The sequence below is a fragment of the Lysinibacillus sp. RC46 genome (assembly GCF_041262385.1).
Taxonomy (GTDB): Bacteria; Bacillota; Bacilli; order Bacillales_A; family Planococcaceae; genus Lysinibacillus.
Genome location: NZ_JBGCCF010000012.1, coordinates 87,363 through 109,542, shown reverse-complemented (window position 1 = coordinate 109,542; position 22,180 = coordinate 87,363). Strand labels below are relative to the sequence as shown.

General features: G+C 37.1%; 24 protein-coding genes and 1 pseudogene. 23 read left to right on the top strand and 2 right to left on the bottom strand.

From position 1 onward, the window contains the following. The first annotated feature begins 19 nt into the window (after positions 1–19). The 16 genes from ABH966_RS13030 (at position 20) to ABH966_RS12955 (ending at position 15,079) form a co-directional block, all read left to right on the top strand. Positions 20–1,207 (top strand): phage major capsid protein, encoded by a 1,188-nt coding sequence (locus tag ABH966_RS13030; protein WP_370079051.1) that lies wholly within the window; start codon positions 20–22, stop codon positions 1,205–1,207. Between the two features lie 22 nt (positions 1,208–1,229). Next, entirely contained in the window at positions 1,230–1,547 is a 318-nt protein-coding gene (locus tag ABH966_RS13025; protein WP_370079049.1) for a hypothetical protein, read from the top strand. Then, a complete protein-coding gene (locus tag ABH966_RS13020; protein ID WP_370079047.1) occupies positions 1,547–1,846 on the top strand; it encodes a phage head-tail connector protein in 300 nt (99 codons plus the stop codon). The genes ABH966_RS13025 and ABH966_RS13020 overlap by 1 nt, the downstream gene beginning before the upstream one ends. Beyond that, positions 1,824–2,207, top strand: a complete 384-nt coding sequence (locus tag ABH966_RS13015) for a phage head-tail adapter protein (protein WP_370079045.1) — start codon at positions 1,824–1,826, stop codon at positions 2,205–2,207. The genes ABH966_RS13020 and ABH966_RS13015 overlap by 23 nt, the downstream gene beginning before the upstream one ends. Then, the gene (locus ABH966_RS13010; RefSeq protein WP_370079043.1) at positions 2,170–2,571 is read left to right on the top strand and encodes a hypothetical protein; all 402 of its coding nucleotides are present in this window, start codon (positions 2,170–2,172) and stop codon (positions 2,569–2,571) included. Before ABH966_RS13015 ends, ABH966_RS13010 begins: the two co-directional genes overlap by 38 nt. Beyond that, positions 2,568–2,981 (top strand): hypothetical protein, encoded by a 414-nt coding sequence (locus ABH966_RS13005; protein WP_370079041.1) that lies wholly within the window; start codon positions 2,568–2,570, stop codon positions 2,979–2,981. The genes ABH966_RS13010 and ABH966_RS13005 overlap by 4 nt, the downstream gene beginning before the upstream one ends. After that, a complete protein-coding gene (locus ABH966_RS13000) occupies positions 2,981–3,574 on the top strand; it encodes a phage tail protein (RefSeq protein ID WP_370079039.1) in 594 nt (197 codons plus the stop codon). Before ABH966_RS13005 ends, ABH966_RS13000 begins: the two co-directional genes overlap by 1 nt. A gap of 57 nt (positions 3,575–3,631) precedes the next feature. Further along, entirely contained in the window at positions 3,632–4,102 is a 471-nt protein-coding gene (locus tag ABH966_RS12995) for a hypothetical protein (protein WP_370079037.1), read from the top strand. Between the two features lie 159 nt (positions 4,103–4,261). Further along, a complete protein-coding gene (locus ABH966_RS12990) occupies positions 4,262–8,239 on the top strand; it encodes a tape measure protein (protein WP_370079035.1) in 3,978 nt (1,325 codons plus the stop codon). A 1-nt stretch (position 8,240) separates the two neighbouring features. Next, positions 8,241–8,633, top strand: coding sequence for a distal tail protein Dit (locus ABH966_RS12985; RefSeq protein WP_370079033.1), 393 nt, complete (start codon positions 8,241–8,243; stop codon positions 8,631–8,633). Next, positions 8,630–10,942, top strand: a complete 2,313-nt coding sequence (locus tag ABH966_RS12980; protein WP_370079031.1) for a hypothetical protein — start codon at positions 8,630–8,632, stop codon at positions 10,940–10,942. The genes ABH966_RS12985 and ABH966_RS12980 overlap by 4 nt, the downstream gene beginning before the upstream one ends. Then, entirely contained in the window at positions 10,935–12,107 is a 1,173-nt protein-coding gene (locus ABH966_RS12975) for a GLUG motif-containing protein (protein ID WP_370079029.1), read from the top strand. Before ABH966_RS12980 ends, ABH966_RS12975 begins: the two co-directional genes overlap by 8 nt. 4 nt (positions 12,108–12,111) lie before the next feature. Further along, entirely contained in the window at positions 12,112–13,449 is a 1,338-nt protein-coding gene (locus ABH966_RS12970; protein WP_370079027.1) for a polysaccharide deacetylase family protein, read from the top strand. 94 nt (positions 13,450–13,543) lie between these two features. Next, complete coding sequence (locus tag ABH966_RS12965) at positions 13,544–13,828, top strand: hypothetical protein (RefSeq protein ID WP_370079025.1); 285 nt, start codon at positions 13,544–13,546, stop codon at positions 13,826–13,828. Positions 13,829–13,904: 76 nt separating this feature from the next. Continuing rightward, a complete protein-coding gene (locus tag ABH966_RS12960; RefSeq protein ID WP_370079023.1) occupies positions 13,905–14,309 on the top strand; it encodes a phage holin family protein in 405 nt (134 codons plus the stop codon). Further along, positions 14,306–15,079 (top strand): N-acetylmuramoyl-L-alanine amidase, encoded by a 774-nt coding sequence (locus tag ABH966_RS12955; RefSeq protein WP_370079021.1) that lies wholly within the window; start codon positions 14,306–14,308, stop codon positions 15,077–15,079. The genes ABH966_RS12960 and ABH966_RS12955 overlap by 4 nt, the downstream gene beginning before the upstream one ends. A 19-nt stretch (positions 15,080–15,098) precedes the next feature. Here ABH966_RS12955 and ABH966_RS12950 read toward each other — a convergent pair whose 3' ends face one another. Further along, complete coding sequence (locus ABH966_RS12950) at positions 15,099–15,290, bottom strand: hypothetical protein (protein WP_370079019.1); 192 nt, start codon at positions 15,288–15,290, stop codon at positions 15,099–15,101. Between the two features lie 315 nt (positions 15,291–15,605). Between ABH966_RS12950 and ABH966_RS12945 the strand changes: the two genes are divergently transcribed. From ABH966_RS12945 to ABH966_RS12915, 7 genes are all read left to right on the top strand, one after another. Continuing rightward, a complete protein-coding gene (locus ABH966_RS12945; RefSeq protein WP_370079017.1) occupies positions 15,606–16,037 on the top strand; it encodes a BrxA/BrxB family bacilliredoxin in 432 nt (143 codons plus the stop codon). Beyond that, complete coding sequence (locus ABH966_RS12940) at positions 16,025–16,816, top strand: class I SAM-dependent methyltransferase (RefSeq protein ID WP_370079015.1); 792 nt, start codon at positions 16,025–16,027, stop codon at positions 16,814–16,816. The genes ABH966_RS12945 and ABH966_RS12940 overlap by 13 nt, the downstream gene beginning before the upstream one ends. Positions 16,817–17,004: 188 nt before the next feature. Continuing rightward, positions 17,005–17,829: a TIGR02452 family protein gene (locus ABH966_RS12935; RefSeq protein WP_370079013.1), complete on the top strand. Its 825-nt coding sequence runs from the start codon at positions 17,005–17,007 to the stop codon at positions 17,827–17,829. Between the two features lie 19 nt (positions 17,830–17,848). After that, positions 17,849–18,202, top strand: coding sequence for a hypothetical protein (locus tag ABH966_RS12930; RefSeq protein WP_370079011.1), 354 nt, complete (start codon positions 17,849–17,851; stop codon positions 18,200–18,202). A 153-nt stretch (positions 18,203–18,355) separates the two neighbouring features. Continuing rightward, entirely contained in the window at positions 18,356–19,117 is a 762-nt protein-coding gene (locus ABH966_RS12925; protein WP_370079009.1) for an ANT(4')-I family aminoglycoside nucleotidyltransferase, read from the top strand. 932 nt (positions 19,118–20,049) lie between these two features. After that, entirely contained in the window at positions 20,050–20,709 is a 660-nt protein-coding gene (locus ABH966_RS12920; RefSeq protein WP_370079007.1) for an AroM family protein, read from the top strand. A 520-nt stretch (positions 20,710–21,229) separates the two neighbouring features. After that, positions 21,230–21,826: a YpjP family protein gene (locus ABH966_RS12915; protein WP_370079005.1), complete on the top strand. Its 597-nt coding sequence runs from the start codon at positions 21,230–21,232 to the stop codon at positions 21,824–21,826. Between the two features lie 181 nt (positions 21,827–22,007). Here the strand turns inward: ABH966_RS12915 and ABH966_RS12910 are convergent. Then, positions 22,008–22,110, bottom strand: a pseudogene (locus ABH966_RS12910) (ATP-binding protein); the annotation flags it as partial. Positions 22,111–22,180 lie beyond the last annotated feature (70 nt).

Genomic DNA, 22,180 nt, shown 5'->3' with positions numbered 1-22,180 from the left:
AAAATAGGAGGTCATTTATATGACAGGTATTAAAAATTTAGATAATGAACCAAAAGTTATCGAAAATAAAGAAGCTCAAGTGGCTGCTCTAAAAGCAGCATTTGAAAGCGCTGATCCAAACGAAGTTGCAGCACGAATTGTTGAGAATTATGAAGGTAATATGCTACACTTCCAAGATTTAATGAATACGACAATCCGCGAGGCTAATCGTGCAAACGAGCAACAATGGGACAATGCTGTATTAGCATCACGAGGCATACGTACATTGACGACAGAGGAGAAGAAATTTTATAACGCTGCAATTGATGTGCAATCATTTGACGGTGTAGCTACATTTGTACCACCAACTGTATATGAACGTGTATTCGAAGATTTAGCAATGGACCATCCATTATTGTCTCGTGTTAATTTTCAGCGTGTTGGTGCAAATACGCAATGGGTAGTGCGTAAGGAAGGGGCAACAACAGCCTTTTGGGGAGATGTATGCGATGAAATCAAAGAAATGGTTGACCATGGATTTGAAACAATCGAGCAAGGTATGTATAAACTTTCTGGATTTTTAGTTGTCTGCAAAGCAATGTTCGAACTTGGGCCTGAATGGTTAGATCGTTATGTACGTGCATTTTTAACAGAAGTTATTTCAACAGAGTTAGAAAATGTCATTGTTAAAGGGACTGGTAAAAAACAACCGATTGGTATGATAAAAAATTTAGCAGGTGCTATTGTGGATGGTGCATATCCAGATAAAGCCAAAGTAATTTTGGATGTTTTCACACCTCAAGAAATCGGTGAAAAAATCTTGGCACCAACAACAAAAGGAGGTACACGTAGTTATACGGGCGTATCATTAATCATTAACCCGTTCGATTATGCGACAAAATTATTTGCGTATGGGGCAAAGCAACGTGATGACGGTTCTTGGACACATAATAATTTTGCTATTCCTGGTTTGGAAATCATTCAATCGCCAGCTGTACCTTTGAATACAATGATTTCCGGTAAACCAAAAGATTATTTCATGGGAGTAGCTGGTGAAACAAAATTAGAATCTACTGACGTATTACGCTTAATTGAAGATCAGCGTTTATATTTAACTCGTCAATTAACAAACGGTCGTCCACTTGATAATGATTCGTTCATCGTATTTGATATTACAAATATGGCTATCAACAACACAGCCACTACAAATACACCAGACACACCTTAACTAATTTGGGAGGGAAACGAACATGATTACAGCAAAAGTAGTAAATCCATTTAAAGCGCTAGAACATAATGGCCATATGTATAAAGCAGGCGACACATATCCAGCTGAAGGATTTACAGCAAATGAGGGACGTGTGTATTTTTTAACAGGTGTTCATCCTGAGTACAAAAAAATCTATCTTGCAGAAGTTACAATTAACGAGCAGGAAGAACATAAAGAACAAGTGTCAGAGTTTCCAAAGCACACGGGAAGAGGCTATTATGAGCTTTCTAACGGCACTAAAGTAAAAGGTAAAGAGGAAGCTATCGAAGCGGAAATTGCATTGAAAAGCGGTGAATAATGATGAATGAACTGCTTATAGAATTAAAGCATCGATTACGTATTACCTGGGATGATGAAGATGCTGAGTTAGAACGTATCATTGATAGAGCAAAGTCGTACTTCGAGAAATTGACGAGTAAGGCTTTTTCTTTTGGATTAGACGCATGGGAAACAGAGTTGTTATTAGAGCGCTGTCGTTATGTATATAACAATGCAGCAGATGAATTTGAAAAGAATTTTGCAGATGAACTGAAACGCCTTATTATGCATGTTGCATTAGAAAAGAGAGCTGAAAATGACCAACAAGAAAATCCGTGATGTGCTGAATGACGGTTTTATACAATATGGTGTAAAGGAAACAGAGCGATCTCCTAAAGGAAAAAGAATCGGTGAAAAGTTTGTACCAATGGGGAGACTTGCTTATCAGCAAATGTCATGTCGTGATGAAGATTATGAAATGGCCAAAGTATTGAGTGCTGTTTTGAGTTTGAAGATTCGCACGCTCTGCCCTCCAAGTTTACGCAAATTTGATAAAAGTAAATTAAAAGTCATTGTGGATGGCAATGAGTATGACGTGATTAAGGTCGATTCGGATCGAGAAAAGATGTATCTCTATTTTTATTTGCAGGAGGTGGGAGCACATGAGCAAAACGAAAACCAAGATGCAGGAACAGATTGACGCATTACTTACAGCGTTAAACATCTTTGATATTCCTGTTTTTGAGGATGATTTAGCAGAGGATGAAGAAACTCAGTTTAAGAAAAAGAACTATCATTTCTTTGTTTATGAAACAGGTGACATGAGTAAAAACGATGATAATAAGTCTATCAGTCAAGATGTAGTTATCTATTATTATTCGGAAAATCGTGATGACATCGATGAACGTACGATTGATATTGTTATAGAGCTTTCTAACTTACCTCGCATGTCTTTGAAACGTACCCAAAAACAAAGATTAAAACGAAAAGATACGGATAACTACGTTGATAGAGTTGTATTTCTTTATCAACGCAAAATTGTGACTGGGTGTATTGAATTATGAGGTCACTAGTTGAATTTAATGATTTAACTTCTTTGGAAGGAAAAATTAAGGCGTTACCAGGTCGAGCAGAGAAAGCCATTAACCAAGTGCTACACACGGATGCTATTGAGATTGCTACAAAAGAAATGTCCAATCTTTTACCCGTTTCAAATGTTGCTAATAAGAGACACGCGAAAGAAAGTAATTGGTCAACAAGTGAGGAACATAATTTGGGGTTTGTTGTGAAAACAAAGGGAGGAGCCGCCAATAAAAAAGGTAGTTTTGGTTACTTGGTTTTCCCTGATGAAGGTCGAGGACCAACTAATCCCTGGGCACAGCATTTTAGTGATCGTTCATTACAGAAATCAACGCCTAAAATTTTAGAGAAATTACATGGCGCATTAGAAGAATTAATAGAGGAGGGCTTATAATGGCAAAACAAGTAATTGAGCAATTTGATGCGTGGAATATCAAAAACGCATCGATTCAATTTATGAAAGGAGGCAAACAAGAACCAGGTACAAAATTTGGTTGTGTAGGTACGATTGCATCTGAACCTGAGACAACCGTTTTATCGAAAAAATGTGGTCGTGCAACAATTGCGGAGAAAACCGTTACATTAAAGCTAAATGTAACAGTTAGTGCCCATGTACCTGTACAAGTTTTACGTGACTATTTCGGTTTATCTAACGAGGATTTAAAGCCTGGTATCTATAGTTATGGCTCCAATTCATTGGGTAAAGACTTTGTATTTACAGCTGATGTGGTAGATGAATTTGAGGACCTCACAAAATTAATTGCATTCCCTAAAGCATCTAATGCAGGTGGTTTTACCATCAACATTGATACGTCCCAAGAAGAGTTAGCGATGCTTGAACTAGCATTTAGTGCAGTTGCGGACGCACATGGCCAATTCTACTATGAGGCGATTACAGCTGAGTTAGAAGAACCAGAAATTGCGGAAACTTGGCATACAAACTTCACACGAAAATTAGTTGAAAAAACTGAACCAGATACACCTTAATTGAACGCCTCCTAAATGGGAGGTGTTTTTATTTTTGAATAGATGGAGGAGAATCACATGAAAATTCAAAAGGTCGAGTTAAAAGAGGTAGAAGTTGTAGAGGTTGATGGTGAATTTGAAAAGCGATTTGTTAACACGAAAGTACACCCAGCCTTTTTAACGAACGCTGCCGTGAAAAAAGGTTATGATACAGGCTTGTTAGAATCGAGTCTGTTTGAAGATTTACTGAAAATTAAGGGACTTGAAACGCTTATTACACAATCTGATGAAGAAGCTTCTCTTGAATTATTAAATGCTTTTGATGAGCAAAAATTAATTGCTGTTATTTATTTAGCTGCAATTGGCGCCAATAAAAATCTTGGATTATCCTTTGATGAATTTTTGGAAAAGTACCATTATTCATTAACGGATACAATCCAACTTTATGCTAATTTGATTGTTGGATTAATGAGTGAATCGAATGAATTTGCTAAAGTTTTACACAAACAAACGAAAAAATCCAAAAAAAAACACCACCACCAAAGCTAGTCATCAAGCATGTGGAGGATCTTTACACACTCTACGTATTAATAGCAGGCATCGACCCCGAAACCTTTTGGCATGGTCCAATAGCAACAGTAGAGCGTATTTATGCGAATAAACTGGCGTTTGATGGGTGGAGTAATAGCCTGATAGGAGAGTGAGTATATGGCTAACAATAACAACGAAGTCAAAATAACCTTCAAGGCATTTAACCAAGAATTTAATAAATCAATGACGGAAATGAACAAAGAAACCACATCATTACGTCAACAGATGAAGCTCCAGCAAGAACAGATGAAACACAGTGCTTCTGAGACTGAAAAGTTAGAGGCGAAAATGAGTGGTTTACAACAAATTTATGAAGTGGCAAAGCGTAAAACAGAAGAAACCACAGCAACTTTAGCACGTGCAAAAAATCTATGGGGTGAAAATTCAGAGGAAGCCAAAAAACTAGAGGAACAGCTTAAGCGTAATCAAATTGCTGAACAACAAGCAGCCAATGCCATAACAGGAACAGAACAAGCATTACAACGTGCTAAGCAAGCTCAAGCTGATCAAACGGAGTCTTTACGACAACTACAAAATTTATTTTCAGTCACTGGCCAATCGGTTGGTGATTTTTCTGATTTATTGGGGCGAGATTTAACAAGAGCTATCCAAAATGGTTCTGCCAGTGCAAAACAATTAGATACCGCATTCGATAAAATCGCACGCTCATCATTAAACGCAGGTCGTGATATAACAGAGTTGCGAGCATCCATTCGTTCGTTAGACAGCGGTTCTTCTGTTGAACAAGTTCGACAAGATTTAGCTCGATTGGGACAAGAAGCAAATGAAGCTGAACAAGAAGTGAATGGTCTTGCAGATAGCTTAAAGTCTATGGCAGGTGCAGCAAGTGCGGCTATTGGGGTAGGCACAGCAGTATCAGCAGCATTAGCAAGCTCTAGTTTGGATACATCTATTAAGATTTCCTTTGATGTACCTGAATCATCAAGAGAAACCGTTAGACAGGCTGTGCGAGATGTAGAAGCGTACGGTGTTGATGGAGAAGCCTCACTCGAAGGAGTTCGTAGGCAATGGGCTTTAAATAAAGATGCTACAGATGAGGCTAATCAAGAAGTTGTAAATGGTGCAGCTGTCATTACCCGAGCATATAGTGGAATCGATTTTACTGAACTGATTCAAGAAACGAACGAAGTTGGCAAGGCACTGGGTATATCCAATATCGAGGCAACCAACTTAATTAGTCGTTTATTGAAAATCGGTTTCCCTCCTGAACAGCTTGATATTATCAGCGAATATGGCGGACAGCTGAAACGAGCGGGCTACAATGCTAAGGAGATTGAAACTATCTTAGCGAGAGCTGCTCAAGAAAAAAGTTGGAATATCGACAACCTACTAGATGGCTTGAAAGAAGGGCGTATTCGCGCTGTTGAAATGGGTAACGGATTGAAAGAATCCATGAAGGACGCCATTCGTGATGTTGTTGGGGATACTCAAAAAATGTCAGATGAGCAACTTTCCGCGATGGAAGCCAACTTTTCTAAACAAGAAGATGCCTTAGCAAAATCGCTAAGTAATCGAGAGAAGTCCATCTCCAAGGGTCATGCTCAACAACAAAAATCTTTAGATAAACTGCTTCAAAGAGAGTATGACGCTGTATCTAAGAGTTATGACCAACAACAGAAAGCACTTGAAAAAAAATTAAGCGCTAATTATGATGCTACGGTTAAAAGCTATGAACAACAACAAAAAGCATTGGAAAAAAGATTAACTGCTGAAACTGAGACATTAACTAAAAATCAGCAAGAACAGTTACGTCAGTTAGAAAAGGCGCAACAAGAAGAGCTGAAAATTTTTGAGAAAAACTCTCAAGCAAAAATAAAGCTCATAGACAAAGAGTACAAAGAGCGTATGAAGCTCATTGATGAAGAAAAATATAATCAGTTAAAAGCCTTAGACAATAAAATAGATGCATTAGATGCTAAAACTGAAGCTGAAGATAAAGCCATTAAGAAACAAGAGAACGCACAGAAACGTGCTGAACTAAACTTACGTGTAAATAATGCGAAAACGAACGCTGATCGCCAGAATGCAATGCGAGAATTACGCAATTTTGAAGAACAGTTACGTCTTGAAAAAATCAGAGAAGATCGCAAAGAACAAATTGAAGTTTTGAAAGGTCAAAAGGATGCGGTAAAAGAAGCATCGGATTCTAAAAAAGAAGCGCTTAAAACAGAGACTGAGACTCGAAAAGAGCAACTTTCAGAGCAAATTGCAAACGAAAAAGAAACATTAAAAAATGGATTTGATGAGCGGAAAAATGCATTAAAAGAAATGCAAGCAGCTGAAAAAGCAGCCTTGCAAGAACGTCATAACGCTCAAAAAGAAGCTTTTCAACAACGCAAACAAGAGGAATTAAAGGTACTTAGTGAATCTAATAAGGCACAGATTGATGCGTTACGAGAAGTGAATCAGGCGAAATTATCGGCACTTCAAGAGGAACATACTAATCGTAAAGAAGCACTTAATGAGAGATTAAGTGATGAAATGGATGCTGTAAGAGAAGCGCACAAAGCTGAATTAGATTCATTTAAAGCTATGAATGCCGAAAAGTTAGCGATAGCGAAAGACCCTCCTGACAGTGCTGCTGTACAAGCCTTATTCTCTCAGTTAGAGGGATGGGGGAAAGCAATTGCTAAAGGTGGTGAAGAAGGTTCAAAGGCATTTTCCGAAATGGCAACATGGTTATCCCAAATCGAAGATGCTACTTTACGTGAAACGATTGGCGTTGAAATTTTCGGGACTATGTGGGAAGACCAGGGCGATGCAATTGTTAGTGTGCTAGATGATGTGGCTAATGGACAGATTACTGTTGCTGAAGGCCAAGCGGAAATTAACAAAATGACGGAGCAAGTTAATGCTGATCCAATGACAGAATTGAGACAAGCTATATCAGATGTAAAAGAAGCACTAGATCCGTTGCTAGGTGTTATTGCAAAAGTAGTATCGAGTATTGCTAGTTTTGCAAAAGAACATTCAGGTTTAACCTCAATCATTGTAGCTGTTGTTGGTGCTATTGGCACATTAGTAGGAGCATTTACCGCACTCAGCCCAGCAGTATACACCATAACCACCTTATTTGGTGGTGGAAAGGGTGGTGCTGGCTTTGCTTCGATTTTGGGTAAGCTCGTTCCGGTCATTACTAATCTAGCATCAAAAGTCATACCGGCTTTAAGAGTTGCTTTTGGTGCTTTGACGGGACCAATTGGTATTGCGGTCACAGCGTTAACCATAGCCGTTCCGTTAATTATTGAAAACTGGGATTCTATAGCGGAATTCTTCACAGATCTATGGGATTTTATTGTTGGCGTTTTCAAAAAAGCTGGTGGCGCCATAGTCGACTTCCTGAAGGAAAACTGGAAAACCATCCTTGTAGTCGTTACGGGACCAGTTGGCATATTAGTAAAAACGATTGTCGAAAACTGGGACAAAATAAAAAGTAAGACAGTTGAAATTTTTACGGGTGTCTCCAACTTCTTTTCGAATATCTGGTCAAAAATTTCCGATGTTGCTAAGACTGTTGTGGGAAAAATCAAAGGATTCTTTTCATTCAGTGATCTCCTTAGCAAGGTCAAAGAAAAATGGGATTCTATTTATTCGGCCATTAAGACACCAATAAACAAAGCAAAGGATGCTGTTAAAAAAGCAATAGATGCTATAAAGGGATTCTTTAAATTCGATTTTAATTGGCCAAAGCTCAAGAAGCCCAAATTTAGTATTAAGGGCTCTATCAATCCATTAGATTGGTTCGGTGAAGGGCTTCCTAAAATCGATATTCAATGGCATGCAAAAGGTGGCGTATTTAATAAGCCAACGTTGTTTAATACAGGAAATGCATTGCATGGGGTAGGAGAAGCTGGTCCAGAAGCCATTTTACCTCTTAATGAGCGAGTGTTAGGTGCAATTGGTAAAGCCATATTTGATGCATCTGGTGGAGGACAACAAGAACCGCAAGTAATTCACAATAATTATGAACGCATGTTAGAGGGCGCACAATTTATTATTCGCGAAGAAGCTGATGTTAAGAAAATTACACGTCAAATTTATGAACAGCAGCAACGTGATCGAAGGGGGAAATAGCATGCGTGACATCACATTTAAAGGAATACACTGTTCAGAATTTGGGCTTGAGGTTATGGACACCGAAAGGCCCCTTTTTGGTGAATTTAGTGATTCGTTTATTAAATTACCTGAGGTTAGTGGCAGTGTAGTGGTAACTGATAATAGTGAAAGCGACATTGAAGTTCGCATACAATTCCTACTTACACCGTTGTTAGGCCAAACCTATTATGATGCTTGTCGGGCTTTACGTGGTTATTTTAAATCATCACAAAAAGAGCGATTAATTTTTGATGAAGATCCAAATTGGGCATACATGGCTAAGTTTATTTCTAGTGAAGATTTTGAGCGTATCGTAGATGACGGGTTATTTTGGGCAACATTCCGTTGTTCACCTGATATGGTGGCTGTATGAGTTACGATATTAAGGTTTTAAATCATAGCAATCTATCGCTTATCGGTACGCTTGAAAATGTTATTAATGCAGAGATTTATGAAGTCATCAATGACCAATACACCGCTGACATACAAATGGCTGAAAATATATTCCCCTCTTTTTTACACTATCCTAATTTAGTGGAAATGGATGGGGATTATTTTATTATTGCGGGGGTAGACAAGCAGCGTGATCGAAGTAAAGCAATTAAGCTGATGCTTGAGCATGTAAGTTATCTATTAAATAATCCATCGGAAGCTCCCTTTGTAGCAGAAGATGAAGAAGAATTTTATGAGGGTTCACCACGGAGTATCATTTCGCAATGCTGGGGAATGGACGGATTTAAGATTATTGATTTAGCAGGCGGTTATTATTACTATAGGCCAAGCGCTAAAGGTGGTAGGAGTCGCATTAATGAATTCGCACGCCAAAATGGGTTAGAAGTTGAATATAACAAGTTTGTAATTACGATTTATAACAGACGTGGTGCCAATAATAAACTAGTGCTAGAGGTTGGGAAAAACATTCAATCGATTACACAAAAAATTGATTTGAATGAAAATTTTTCATATGAATATGCACATGAAGTAGACATTATAGATTTTAGTAAAATGTCTGGTGCTCAACAGCAAGAAATCGTATCAGCTGAGCTAGGGGATACCGTTCGCATGATTGATACAGATTTAGCCATTGATGCAACGGAACGTATCGTAGGTAAACGCTATAATCCTTTATTTAAAGAAGTACCGAAGTTGGATGTAGGGCAAGTTATACGTGATATTGTGAATGTCATGAATGAAGATAAGGGATATGAAGAGAAAGAAGACCCTACCTTAAATTACTTTTTACAGAGTTGGCAAATGGGCAAGATCAATTGTATGGCTCTTGATGGAATCGAACTTGGCGAGGAAGAAATCTTACCTGACAATATATCTACCTCTATTGATTATTATATCCAAGGTGAACTAAAGGGTATGTCTTTAAAGGTTAAGCCCCAATACAGTAAGTACCACGTGTACATTAGTGAGTGGTATGAGGACAATCAATTTGAAGAATACAAACTTGAGAAAATAACTGACGTTATGAGTAACTGGACATTTCCAAAACCTAAAATGCAAGCAATCAGTATTACCGTAAGTGAAGTGCCACTCGAACAACTTAATCCAGAGATTCACAAAGTAAGAGATTATGCAGTGAAATTCAATAAAGTTTATATTGCCCCGTTACGTGAATTTAAAATTGGTAAGAACAACATGTTAGGCAACAGTAGCTTGTTAATTGACACAGAAGGGGAAAATATAGAGCTTGATGATTTTTCTGTCAAGTTAAACTATCACCTGATGCAAGAGTACGGAGGTATTAAATTATCATTAAGGCCTGAATTTAGTAATTATAAAATAAATATTGTGACGTTCGGCTCCGATGGTGTTCCATTTGTGTATGATTACGAAACGATAAGGGATCAGTTGCTCAATTGGAAACTACCACGTGATGGTGCTGAATACTTATTAATTACTATCTCAGAAGTTCCAAATTCACAATTTGATCCAACTGTTCATAAGAATGTGATGTATGGAGTTGCTTTCGAAAAGATACCATTTGAACCTCTTTACGAGTTACGCATTGGAGAAGTGAATTGTTTACAATTAAATGGTGTGTCAGTACCTGCTAGTCCTTCATTAAATGCTATTCAAGCAGAAATATTTTATAAAGAATTACTCGAACACAATGGATTACGCTTGAAGTTATTAAGAAAATATCGTTCTTATTACGTTAGTATACGTACTTACAGCAGTAAAGGTATTAGAACTGTCAGGTCATACGAGAGTATCAAGGATTGGACTTTCCCACGTAGAAACGTGATGTACATGGTTATTAGCATTCTTGAAAAACCACCATCAGAATTTGACTCATCAAAGCATAGGCAAGCTTGGTATGCTATTAGATTTACAGCACAAAATGATGAGGTTGTTGACCCTGGTTTACTTGGACCAACGTATTATTTAGAGTCAGAAACTGTATCAGCAGGTAGTGACGGGGCTGAATTTCTTTTTACAACTTCCTACGATGAAGTAATTAGTGTGACTACGGGGATTGGCCAGGTAGAGCAAGCAGAGCCGATAACAGCACTATGGGAATTAATTAAAGATGCAGAAGATAAATATACAGGCGTTAAAATTAATTTGATAGGCTTGGAAAGCGGAAATGTAGATATAAGTGTACAAGCCATGTGTCAAGAGGGAATTGAAGAAGAAGAAGAGGAAGAAGGAGAGGGGGATGATGTTTAGTGGTGGAACTGGTACAAAAGATGACCCATTTTTAATTAAAACTGTACAAGACCTTATCAATGTGAGGGATAAAAATAATGAAAACCCTAAGTATTATTATAAACAAGTAGCGGATATCGATTTATCAGGTGCTGAATGGCTACCAATAGGCTATCAAGGTAAAGCGTTTGGTGGTACCTATAATGGTGGTGGATATACGATAAGTAATTTAACCATCACTGAAGATATTGAGGGTCCAGCTTTTATCAGCTCAGCAATAGAAGCAACACTTTTAAATATCACGATTGATAATGCGTATATTACTAACACGTTATGGACCTGGATAGCTATTTTAGTATCATCAACAAACGATTGTACAATTACCAATTGCCATGTAACAGGCAAAATGGAATCCACAAATGTACACAGTAGTACAGGCGGCCTGATAAGTTCAGCTGGTACAGGGACAATAATAAATAGGTGTTCTGCTGATGTAGATATAACAGCAGGATTGGCGGGAGGGCTTGTTTGCTATTCCAATGCTGTTATAAAAGATTGTTATGTTACAGGTAAAATTGGTGGCGTACAAGATGAAGATAAGCCAGATGATAAGTATATACAGGCTGGTACATTTGCTAACGTTCTATATAGTGGTAATGTTGAGAATTGTTATACATGTGTAGAGATTTATAACTATTCGTCACGTAGTAGGAAACAGTTGGATGTTTTTGCTAAAAATTACGGTGCTGAAATAATTTCCTGTTATTGTGATGTATCGTTAGGTGTAACTATGCGGGGTTGGTCTAGCGATTTAAATTATATTGAAGAAATGTTTATAAGAGGCACAGATAATAAATTATATGTAAATTACGAATCACAGTACAATAAAGATCGTGATTATTGGGAGCCTGAATGGAATAGTACAGGTCCTCCCTCATGGTGGCCAAAACCTTATTATAGGGCACAACCTATAACAGGTGAAGTATGGTCAAATTTCTGGAAGCAAGTAACAGAAATTTACACCGAGGCACGTACAACTACAGAAATGCAAACACAATCAACATTCGATGGATGGGATTTTGATACGGTATGGACAATAGACGAAGGTAGAGACTATCCTCGATTTAAATTAAAGATTACACAAATAAAATGCAAGCGGATGCCATTAACAAACTACAGAAGGTGATAATATGACAAAATTTAATCAAGAAAAGTTAATCCGTGATGCATTGGGAAGCCCTATACCTAGTCAGGGTTGGGATAATGTAAAGCAAGTTTTTGTAGTACCAGGCGGAGAAGGTGTTGATTTTACAAAAAAGAAGCTAATCCGTGATGCAGTTGGCGCAGTCATACCGCAATATTGGGATGGTGAGAAGGGTGGATTTGCAGCTATTACATCGGGAAATCGACAGTCTAAAGAAACCATTAACCAGGGAAGATTAATGACAGATTTCTCAAGATGGCAATTGTGGTATGGAGTAGTTTCACAAGATACAGAACATGTTAAAGTCGGACAGTCGTCTGTCAAAGTAACTACAAATGATGCCAATACTACATCAGCGAGTAGACTAAGATCAGTACAATTTAACTTATCAAAAACCAAAACAATGATGATACGTTTCTACGTAGAAGATGTGAACAAGCTTTCTAATATTGAGTTGAGATTATCTTCAGTTGATAATATGGCCAGCTATCTTTCTTGGAAAACGACAAAATGGAAAGTGATTAGTGGATGGAATGAGGTCATGATACCTCTTTCTAAATTGAATGTAGTAGGTAATGAAAGTCTTAATAATACGATTACAACATTACAAATTAGTGTTACTGGCGATCATACATTTGTCGTATTTGATGGAGTCTACACCAACAGGATTTCAAAAGGAAATGTATTGCTTCACTTTGATGATGGTTTTATTTCTCAATATACGAACGCTTTTCCCCTCATGTTGGCTAGAGGATTCGTTGGATCAGTTGGTGTCATTAGCGGCTCAGTAGGTACAACGGGATATATGAATTTAGCACAATTAAAAGAGTTATATAATTATGGGTGGGATTTGTTTAATCACACTGTTACACATCAAGATTTATCAACATTGTCAATAAATCGTATTCAGGAAGAATTGGACGTGTGTAGGGAATGGTTAATATCCAATGGATTTTCCAGAACTGCTGATTTTGTAGCGTACCCTTATGGCGGTTATAATAATGACGTTTTAGAGGTCATGAAAAACTATAAATTAGGAAGGTCAATAAGAGAAGAATATGAAATTCTTCCACCAATTCAACCACATTTGCTTAAAACAGTCATTCTATATAACAATGTAGAAGAAATCACATTTAGAAATGCGATTGATTATGTAATAGAAACAGGGGCAACGGTGATTTTCCTACTTCACAAAGTAGAAGATGTAAATAAAGATGAAATGAATTATCCAACAGAAAAGTTTAAAAACATGCTTGATTATCTATTTTCAAAGCAGGAAGAACTAAATGTACTGTCATGGAGTGAGTATGCAAATATGTTTTAAGAGAAACGCGGCATAAGCTAGCGTTATTTTTATTATTTAATTCAGCAGGGATTCCTTTCCTTTTGTCGAATTTAGTAAATAGAGGAGTGATTTATTGCTAACCAAAATTAGAAAAGTTAAGTTTGAGCCAGAAAGAAAAAATCCAATGTATAACGTAATTATGGAATGTCCAAATGGGAAGGAACTATATGTGAAATTTGATTATACTTATGCAACTAAAAAATTTTGGCCATTAAAAGTAAATTATAATAAAAAAATTTATGGTGCAAAACTTGCATGGTATACAAGAGAAGTTGAAAACATGACTGTTGAATTGTTTTTAGAAACAATTGCAAATAAGATAAATAAAAAATATAACTTTGATTTACTACAAAATTAGTAATAATACATTTTGTTTTATGCCTTCCACAATCATCTGTGGAGGGCTTTTATTATGCAAAAAAGGAAGTGTTGTAATGGAAAAATGGATAGGGGCAATTAGTGGATTAATTGGGGCTTTAGTGTCTTATGCTGTGGATGGTCTAGGCATGGCAGTAACTGTATTAATCGGTTTTATGGCTATTGACTATATTACAGGAATTATGGGCGGTATCGTTAATCGTAACTTAAACAGTCGTGTAGGATTTAACGGCATCATACGAAAAATTTATTACTTAATGTTAGTTGGATCAGTGTATTTACTGTCGCTAGTAATTCCAGGTATCGAGTACGCAGGTGATGGGGCAGCCATTGCATTTTGCGTACTTGAATTTATTTCTATCACGGAAAACGGTACAAAGATGGGTTTGCCTACGCCAGAGTTTATTAAAAATATTTTAGCAATTGTTAAGGATAAATCAGGGGAGGGGGATGCAAAATGAGCTATATTATTGAAAAACAAATGATGGCAGATTTGCCCAATAAGGCATTAACCGTGGTGAAATATGTCATTGCCCATGAATCTGGTAATGCGAAAAATAGTGGTATTGATGCATTAGAAAGAGAAATCGCCTATATGAACCGAAACAAAGCAAATGCCTTTACTTCTCACTGGGTTGGTGGTGGTGGCCGAATTGTACAAGTTGCACCAGTTAATCGAGTGCAATACGGTTGTGGGCATAAAGGTAATCCATATAGTTATGCGCAAGTGGAATTAGCACGTACATCTGACAAGGAACAATTTAAAAAAGATTACGAAGCGTACATTTGGCTTTTACGAAAGCTTGCTAAAGATGCAGGTATATCAATTGTTTTAGACAGTATTGGGAATGGAGTCAAAACGCATCGATGGATTACAAATAATTTAGGTGGTACTACTCATGTGGATCCATATTCATATCTAATCAGCATGGGAGTAACAGAGGAGCAATTCAAAAAAGATATCAAAAATGGACTTGAGGAGGATTTGAAAGTGAATCAATATAATGAACTAAAGAAAGAATTGAACTTATTAAAAAACTTAATAGCAAACAAAGCTAATTTACATTCTTCATCTGAAGTAGCCTCAACACACAAAAGCGCATGGGAATGGGCTATTAAAGAGGGTATTATCAAAGGAGATGGAAAAAGCACAAATCCTACTGGTGCACTTACCCGTGAACAAATGGCAACAATGCTCAAACGTTATCATGATAAGTATGTTGCTAAATGAAAACTAAGACCAAGATAGTTTAATGGCTATCTTGGTTTATTTTGTGTTCTGTATTTTTATTGTGAGTGAAATTATTCACAAGTATTACAACTGAAATAACTAAGCCTTTTAACATAGTGCTTAAAACTCCAGGTTCCATCAATTGATTCAACGTTATACTGAAGCCGAATATTATGACTACACCCAGAATGGCCTTTATCCATGGATTCATTTTGTTACCTCTTTTATATGTATTTATTTACATTTTATTGGAGTCAAATGATAAAGTAAATGAAAAATCTTTATAATAAGTGTGGATGGAAGACTAATAAAAACAGTAGAAAATATAATAATAGAATCCATCTTTCGGGTGTGTAACAAGTGTTTAACAAACCAATCCTCGTTACACAAAAAAGTCACCAAAATCACGAAAAAGTCACATTTCCCCCGAAAACCCATGAAATCAGGCAAAAGGCAAGTCTTTGTACATTCGAGAAAAACCTTGCTATAATAACATTTGCGAATACATATGAAAGAGGGTAAAAGCATGAACGCTTACGATGAATATATGAAACAGGTAGTGAAACCGATGCGTGAGGAGTTAGTGGGGGCTGGATTTACGGAGCTTACGACGGCTGATGCGGTGAATGAGTTTATGGCGGAGACGAAGGGGACTTCGTTGGTTGTGATTAACTCGGTTTGTGGTTGTGCGGCTGGGTTGGCGCGTCCGGCTGCTCGTGAGGCAGTGGAGGCGGTTAAGCCTGATAATCTTGTGACTGTTTTTGCGGGTCAGGATCCTGAAGCGACTGCGGCAATGCGTAGCTTTTTTGAGGATGTACCACCAAGTTCACCATCAATGGCAATTTTAAAGGATGGGCAATTGGCATACTTTATTCCACGTGAACAAATTGAAGGATTCCCTGTGGAGCAAATTGTTTCACATTTAACAGGTGTTTTAGAGCAAACATGCGAGAAGTAAAAACCATTGTTACGACAGCGGGCAGACCAGACGATTTATCGTTGGGGCTCGCTGCTTTTGCGTGTAAACAATTAGATGCATCATTTGAGCCAAGAAAAAAGCGTTCTGTTCGGAAGATCTCTCAGGAATTGCATGCGCATGTGATCGTTGCTGGGAAAAATCGTTTTGAGTATTATGCTTTTGGTGCCAATGAGCCGTTTTTCTTCCATCCGAATTCAGCAGCGTTTCGCTTAAAGCGTGTAGCTCGTGGAGAAGTGGAGCCGTTTTTAGAAGCGGCACAGCTTGAAAAAGGAAATTCGGTGCTTGATTGTACATTGGGGCTTGCTGCGGATGCCATGTTGGCGGCTTATACAGTTGGGGAATCGGGGAGAGTCGTTGGGCTAGAAGCGAATCCTAATGTGGCCTTTATTGTTGAGCATGGAATGCAATCTTACGATACGACTGAGTTGCCATTAACTGTATGTATGCGCCAAATTGAAGTGGTGCAGGCTGAGGCAGTTAACTATTTGAAAACTTTACCGGACAATACTTTTGATGTCGTATATATGGATCCGATGTTTGAAGAGATTATTGAAGAAGCTAATAATTTTGAAGCATTACGCTTCGCTGGGGAACATGTGACATTAACGGATGAATGGGTAAGTGAGGCAAAACGAGTGGCAAAAAAACGGGTAGTGTTAAAGGCTCATTTTCGTTCAGAATGGTTTACCAAATATCAATTTAGACAATTAACAAGAACAACTGCGAAGTTTCATTATGGTGTTCTGGATGTTGAATGAAGTAAATATTGTGTTTTCAAGAGGTTTGTTCATTGTGAACGGGCCTCTATTTTTTTATCTAAAAATCAAAATATGGTAATATAAAACAGTATTGGATAGTTAATTAGAGTGATATCTATTCCTTTTTAAAGAGAAGAATAGAATTGATTCCAAGACAAACGAAATTTCTATAAAAAGGAGCACTAATAATGAATCGAAAAGAAATTGCCCAGGAGACATTGCGAATTCAGGAGCAAGGCTATTATAAATATGGCAATGAGCAAATAGATTTTGCGGAAGCACAAAAATTTTCGGAGAAGAATAGTGAGTTGATTGACCCGAAACAGGGGAAAGACATTGTCAAAGAATATCTTAATCTTCCTAAACTGCAACAACAATCTGTATATTCCTTGGGAAATGAAGCAACGGTAAAAGCAATTATTGACTTTGCTGCAACAGGAAAAGAGAAAATTGGGGTGTTAAACTTTGCGAGTGCAAAAAATCCTGGTGGTGGATTTTTAAAGGGGGCTATGGCTCAGGAGGAAAGCTTGGCAGCTTCCAGTGGGTTATATAAAACGCAGCTTTGTAACGAGGGCTATTATAAGGCAAATCGTTCGAATCGATCGATGATGTATACGAATTATGCAATCTACTCTCCGGATGTAGTCTTTTTCCGTGATGAGCGCTTTGCTCTGATGAAACAGCCCGTGACAGCCTCGGTGCTAACTTTACCTGCTGTGAACTACGGACAGGCTTTGGCGAAGGGAGAAGATAGTCAGGAAGCAGAACGTGTAATGAAAGATCGAATGCGATTAGCATTAGCGCTATTCGCATATAAAGGAGACAAGCATTTAATTTTAGGAGCATATGGCTGTGGTGTCTTTCGAAATGATCCACAAAAAATTGCTGCATGGTGGCGTGAGCTTTTAGAGGATGAAGGCTTTGGACAATTGTTCACAGAGATTAGGTTTGCCGTATTAGACACCTCTAAAAATCACAGCTGCATTAGTGCGTTTACTAATATAGTAGAATAATTTAATAAGTAAAAGAAAGATGTGGCGATCTGAAAAAGAAATAAGAACATTATTTGAACTTGATTTATTAAAAAAGGCACAGTCAATGGAACTTACGAAACCCTCTAGTCCGTGGGGTCATGAAACAGTAATCCCTGCATCTGGTGTAATTGCGTGTGGATGGGATCAAGATGAAAACGTTGTTCTGATTAGCGGTTCAGGATACAGCATGACAGAGCCAATTACTGGTTCTCGCATACATAGAGCTTATGATGCTAATACGGCTTATGACAGTATAAGTGAAGATAATTTATTTTTTACTATGGGTAAGAAAAAGTTACTTATTATTTTGCACCTCTATTACATGACTCGGTTATGTTTGAAATGGATATAGAAAAAATTTCTGATTTGTTGGAAAAAAGAAAGCAGAATGTTAATTTAGGAAAGGAGATTTTGCACATGATGGCAGACAAAATTCCTCGTTAAGCTCGTGGTCCTCCGCGGCCAATTATAATCTCATTTAAATAATTAACAAGGAGAGACAAATATGATTGGTCCGAAAAAAGTAACGAGAGAAGAAAAAATGGAAATTGCTTATTCAATTGCTAACCAAGTTTTAGAAAGATATGGTTCACAGGTTCAAGCTATAGGAATTTACGGTTCGTTAGCGCGAAAAAGTGATGGACTATTTTCAGATATAGAAATTAAATGTATTTTAAACTCTTTAGATGAGAGTTTTAACTATGAATGGACAGCTGGTGATTGGAAGGCAGAAGTGAACTTTGAAAGTGCAGAAGATATTATGGAAGAGGCAATTACAGTTGAGGAAGATTGGCCATTGACACATGGGCAATTTTTCGACATTCTACCTGTGTATGACCCGGAAGATTTTTTCCATGAACTAAAAACAAAAGCCAACTCAGTAGCTCGTTCAATATTTAAAGAAGCTATCTGTCGAACGTTAAAAGAAGAAATGTACGAGTATATCGGTAAATTGAGAAATATTGAAATGAATGGTCCTCATACATTTTTACCGATTTTGGCGATGGAAATTGCAACTGCTGGTGCAATGATTTTGGGATTACACAATAAACAAGTTTTCACAACTTCTGCACAAGTATTACCTGAAGCATTGTCGTTAACAGATAAGCCTGAAGGGTTTGACGTTCTATGCGAATTGGTGATGTCTGGGAATCTCTCGAATCCACAACATATTATTGCGATCTGCGAGAACTATTGGGATTCATTACTAAAATGGTCTTCTCAACATGGGTATCAAATTGAATGTTCAACTGTTATACCTTTGTAACTTAAAATGAACTGTTTACTTTTTAAAAACTCTATGATATAATATGAATCGTGCTATTTTAGGTGGCATATTTACGTAATCTGGAATTCTGCTTTTTGTTTTTGTAGATACTTATTCACACTGGCGCATGCTATAGGGCTGCAAGGACGCAAAAGAAGGTTGGGTTTGCGTTGCTTAAGTTAGAAAGCACACAGTGGAATTTTACCGCGGTGATGAAACATTTACGTTTCAAGATAATATTCCCCAGATGATTGGGTTGAGACTTTACAATTTACGAAAAATGTTACCTATTAAATACTAAAGGGGTGGTTTCGCAAAAGCGAGGCTGCCCCTTGTCTAATTTGCGGATAGAAAAGCTGAAGCGACGAAAAGAACCATCGAAAAGACATATAGAAGAGCCATCTGATAGTAGACCGAACTTTGTCTACTCTTTTTTATATAATGAATTCCCAACGGTTACATTCTATATAGTTCTTTTTGATTATTTTTTCAGATGAATATTTCAATATATATGAACTTATGTAACAATGTTAATTAATATTTTAACTTAAAAATGCCTATATAAAATTTGTAAGTTATTTACAATATTACTATAGTGCAAATGTTGAAAACGAAATCGCTACCGACTGTCGTATTCGTTGGTAACAAGTTAATACCATGTTCAAAAGCGAAGCCGTCTGGATATGGGATGTTATGGAAAGTAGTAAAGTGACATGAATTGAATTAGAAGATATCAATTGATCAAAGTGCAAAATAGCCTTACTGAACCTTTTGTTTTCTGAATATTTCTACTTTTATTACAGAAATGATACTAGCTAAAAGCTGTCGTGCCAAAAGTATAGAGAAAAATTGTGGAGGAATAGATATGGCGGTAAAGCAGATATTATTGATTTTAGATGTATTAGATCAACCAAAAGTAGGGGTGACTATGAATGAATAAAGTCGGTTTTTTGACTATCGGACAATCACCTCGTTCAGACATTACACCAACATTTAAAGAAATATTTCATAAAGATATAGAAATTGTTGAAAGAGGAGCATTGGATTCCTTAAATGAAGCACAATTACTATCAGTTATTGCGAGAAACGAAAAGAATATATGTGCTTCGCGATTGCGTGATGGTAGATCGATAATCATGAGCAGAAGAAAACTGCTACCATTATTACAAAATGAATTAACGAAGTTGGAACAAGCGGTTGATATGGTCGTCGTATTAAGCACAGATGATTTGCCGACTTTAACATGTGGAAAGCCCGTTTTTTATCCAAATCGAATCGTAACCCAAGCTGTTAGTGCAATGGCCGAAAAACCGAAGATAGGTTTAATTATCCCATTAGATGAACAGAGGAGAAGTAAGCTTAAAAAGTGGCAAGAGGTTTCGGATGATATCACAGTTGCTGTTGCCTCACCATATGATTATGGAAACTTTAAAGAAGCAGCTCGTTATCTTAAAGATTACCGGGTGGATTTAATTATTTTAGATTGTATGGGATACAATGATGAGCATAGGCAGTTTGTTAGAACAGAGAGTGGTATTTTTACAATTTTGCCACGTACTTTAGTAGCAAGAATGGTACTTGAATACTTATAACAAGACTAAAAAGAACGTTCCAGACTGTAGATGTTATAGATAAATTTACTCTACAGTCTTTTTTATTTTGTCGAAACTTAATGATCAGAGAGGAGGTCTGGGGGAAGATTCGCAAGTAGCTCAAAAAGTTCAGGACTGTGAGCGGAAGAATTGGCTATAAAAGTAGAAAAGTCCGCAAGCTCGCGGACTTTCTTTGTAAAAAGGAATTGTATTAGTTCGTGAAGCATAAAGATGATAAGTAACCTAACATTATTAAAAGACCAATACCCATTGCGATTTCCATGTTCTGTACCTCCTTTTAAAAAAACGACACATTTAACCAGCATACTGTTAATAAATGCCCGATTAGTTTGGGGCAACAGGATGATGGTCATACAAACGTTTTCACAGGATGTGAAGTTTTTACTTTATACATAAATATTGTACAATGAATTATAGAAATATGAAACCTTTTATAGGCTTATGCGTATATATAAGTAATAGAATTACCAATTTGTACATAAAGAGAAGGTGTTAATTAATGAAGAAATGGGTTCAAAAAAGTATCGTCATTATGGTTGCGTTTTTAACTTTTGGATTAATTACGCCAACACATGAGATATGGGAAGCATTTGATCAAAATCCATCAAATCGTGCTTCTATCGGACCATCACCTGGGACAAGCACTGCAGAAGCGGCTGCTCTTCCGATAGAAACAGAAATACAAGAAGAACCAGTCGACTATGGCTCATTGCTCGTTGACGCTGCGAAAGAGCAATCCTATAAAAAATTCGGCACAAAAATCGGCCCAAAAATTAGCAATGAATTTGACTCCATTATCTTCCCGAAAATGGAGGAAGCTATTGCGATGACAGTAGCAAGCTTAGACGATTCATCATTAGCATCGTTAACAATTTCTGAAAAGCCAAGTGGCAACTACGGAGAAAAAATTTTCAATATTAGTAGCAATGAAACAGGCATGGATTTAATTCGCTTCCATGTCCGCACAGAAAAAAGACCACAGGAAGGCTATTACTACAACTTCCACTACCACAGTGCCGAGGACGACTTTATGGCACATAATAATTTAGGAGATATCTATTGGGAGAAAAACACACCTCCGAAATGGTTATCCTAAAAAATCACGAAACACTCGTTTTAAATACGAGTGTTTTTTTGTTTGAAAACATTGATATATCAACATTTATACCGATTTGCTGAGTTATTATATTTACACATTATCTAGGTAGGGGAGGGAGAAGAAAAGCAAGTGCTCCAAATTCCAAGGGCATATCATCATATATGCACGAAGATGACCAATCAGGGAAAATTTCATCCCATGATTTGAAGTTCACATTCGTTGTGAAAATCGTGCTACGTTTCTCATAACCGGGCATCAATGAGCTGAAAAAACAGTTTTGATGGGACAATATTTGTTATTCAACATATAATCCACATTTTTTAATTTTTCCCCGAACGCTAGTAACTTTTC

What these genes read in the sequence shown, in the direction of transcription:
- ABH966_RS13030 (WP_370079051.1), top strand. Translation starts at nt 20, where the DNA reads ATGACAGGTATTAAAAATTTAGATAATGAACCAAAAGTTATCGAAAAT.
- ABH966_RS13025 (WP_370079049.1), top strand. Translation starts at nt 1,230, where the DNA reads ATGATTACAGCAAAAGTAGTAAATCCATTTAAAGCGCTAGAACATAAT.
- ABH966_RS13020 (WP_370079047.1), top strand. Translation starts at nt 1,547, where the DNA reads ATGATGAATGAACTGCTTATAGAATTAAAGCATCGATTACGTATTACC.
- ABH966_RS13015 (WP_370079045.1), top strand. Translation starts at nt 1,824, where the DNA reads ATGACCAACAAGAAAATCCGTGATGTGCTGAATGACGGTTTTATACAA.
- ABH966_RS13010 (WP_370079043.1), top strand. Translation starts at nt 2,170, where the DNA reads ATGAGCAAAACGAAAACCAAGATGCAGGAACAGATTGACGCATTACTT.
- ABH966_RS13005 (WP_370079041.1), top strand. Translation starts at nt 2,568, where the DNA reads ATGAGGTCACTAGTTGAATTTAATGATTTAACTTCTTTGGAAGGAAAA.
- ABH966_RS13000 (WP_370079039.1), top strand. Translation starts at nt 2,981, where the DNA reads ATGGCAAAACAAGTAATTGAGCAATTTGATGCGTGGAATATCAAAAAC.
- ABH966_RS12995 (WP_370079037.1), top strand. Translation starts at nt 3,632, where the DNA reads ATGAAAATTCAAAAGGTCGAGTTAAAAGAGGTAGAAGTTGTAGAGGTT.
- ABH966_RS12990 (WP_370079035.1), top strand. Translation starts at nt 4,262, where the DNA reads ATGGCTAACAATAACAACGAAGTCAAAATAACCTTCAAGGCATTTAAC.
- ABH966_RS12985 (WP_370079033.1), top strand. Translation starts at nt 8,241, where the DNA reads ATGCGTGACATCACATTTAAAGGAATACACTGTTCAGAATTTGGGCTT.
- ABH966_RS12980 (WP_370079031.1), top strand. Translation starts at nt 8,630, where the DNA reads ATGAGTTACGATATTAAGGTTTTAAATCATAGCAATCTATCGCTTATC.
- ABH966_RS12975 (WP_370079029.1), top strand. Translation starts at nt 10,935, where the DNA reads ATGTTTAGTGGTGGAACTGGTACAAAAGATGACCCATTTTTAATTAAA.
- ABH966_RS12970 (WP_370079027.1), top strand. Translation starts at nt 12,112, where the DNA reads ATGACAAAATTTAATCAAGAAAAGTTAATCCGTGATGCATTGGGAAGC.
- ABH966_RS12960 (WP_370079023.1), top strand. Translation starts at nt 13,905, where the DNA reads ATGGAAAAATGGATAGGGGCAATTAGTGGATTAATTGGGGCTTTAGTG.
- ABH966_RS12955 (WP_370079021.1), top strand. Translation starts at nt 14,306, where the DNA reads ATGAGCTATATTATTGAAAAACAAATGATGGCAGATTTGCCCAATAAG.
- ABH966_RS12950 (WP_370079019.1), bottom strand. Translation starts at nt 15,290, where the DNA reads ATGAATCCATGGATAAAGGCCATTCTGGGTGTAGTCATAATATTCGGC.
- ABH966_RS12945 (WP_370079017.1), top strand. Translation starts at nt 15,606, where the DNA reads ATGAACGCTTACGATGAATATATGAAACAGGTAGTGAAACCGATGCGT.
- ABH966_RS12940 (WP_370079015.1), top strand. Translation starts at nt 16,025, where the DNA reads ATGCGAGAAGTAAAAACCATTGTTACGACAGCGGGCAGACCAGACGAT.
- ABH966_RS12935 (WP_370079013.1), top strand. Translation starts at nt 17,005, where the DNA reads ATGAATCGAAAAGAAATTGCCCAGGAGACATTGCGAATTCAGGAGCAA.
- ABH966_RS12930 (WP_370079011.1), top strand. Translation starts at nt 17,849, where the DNA reads ATGTGGCGATCTGAAAAAGAAATAAGAACATTATTTGAACTTGATTTA.
- ABH966_RS12925 (WP_370079009.1), top strand. Translation starts at nt 18,356, where the DNA reads ATGATTGGTCCGAAAAAAGTAACGAGAGAAGAAAAAATGGAAATTGCT.
- ABH966_RS12920 (WP_370079007.1), top strand. Translation starts at nt 20,050, where the DNA reads ATGAATAAAGTCGGTTTTTTGACTATCGGACAATCACCTCGTTCAGAC.
- ABH966_RS12915 (WP_370079005.1), top strand. Translation starts at nt 21,230, where the DNA reads ATGAAGAAATGGGTTCAAAAAAGTATCGTCATTATGGTTGCGTTTTTA.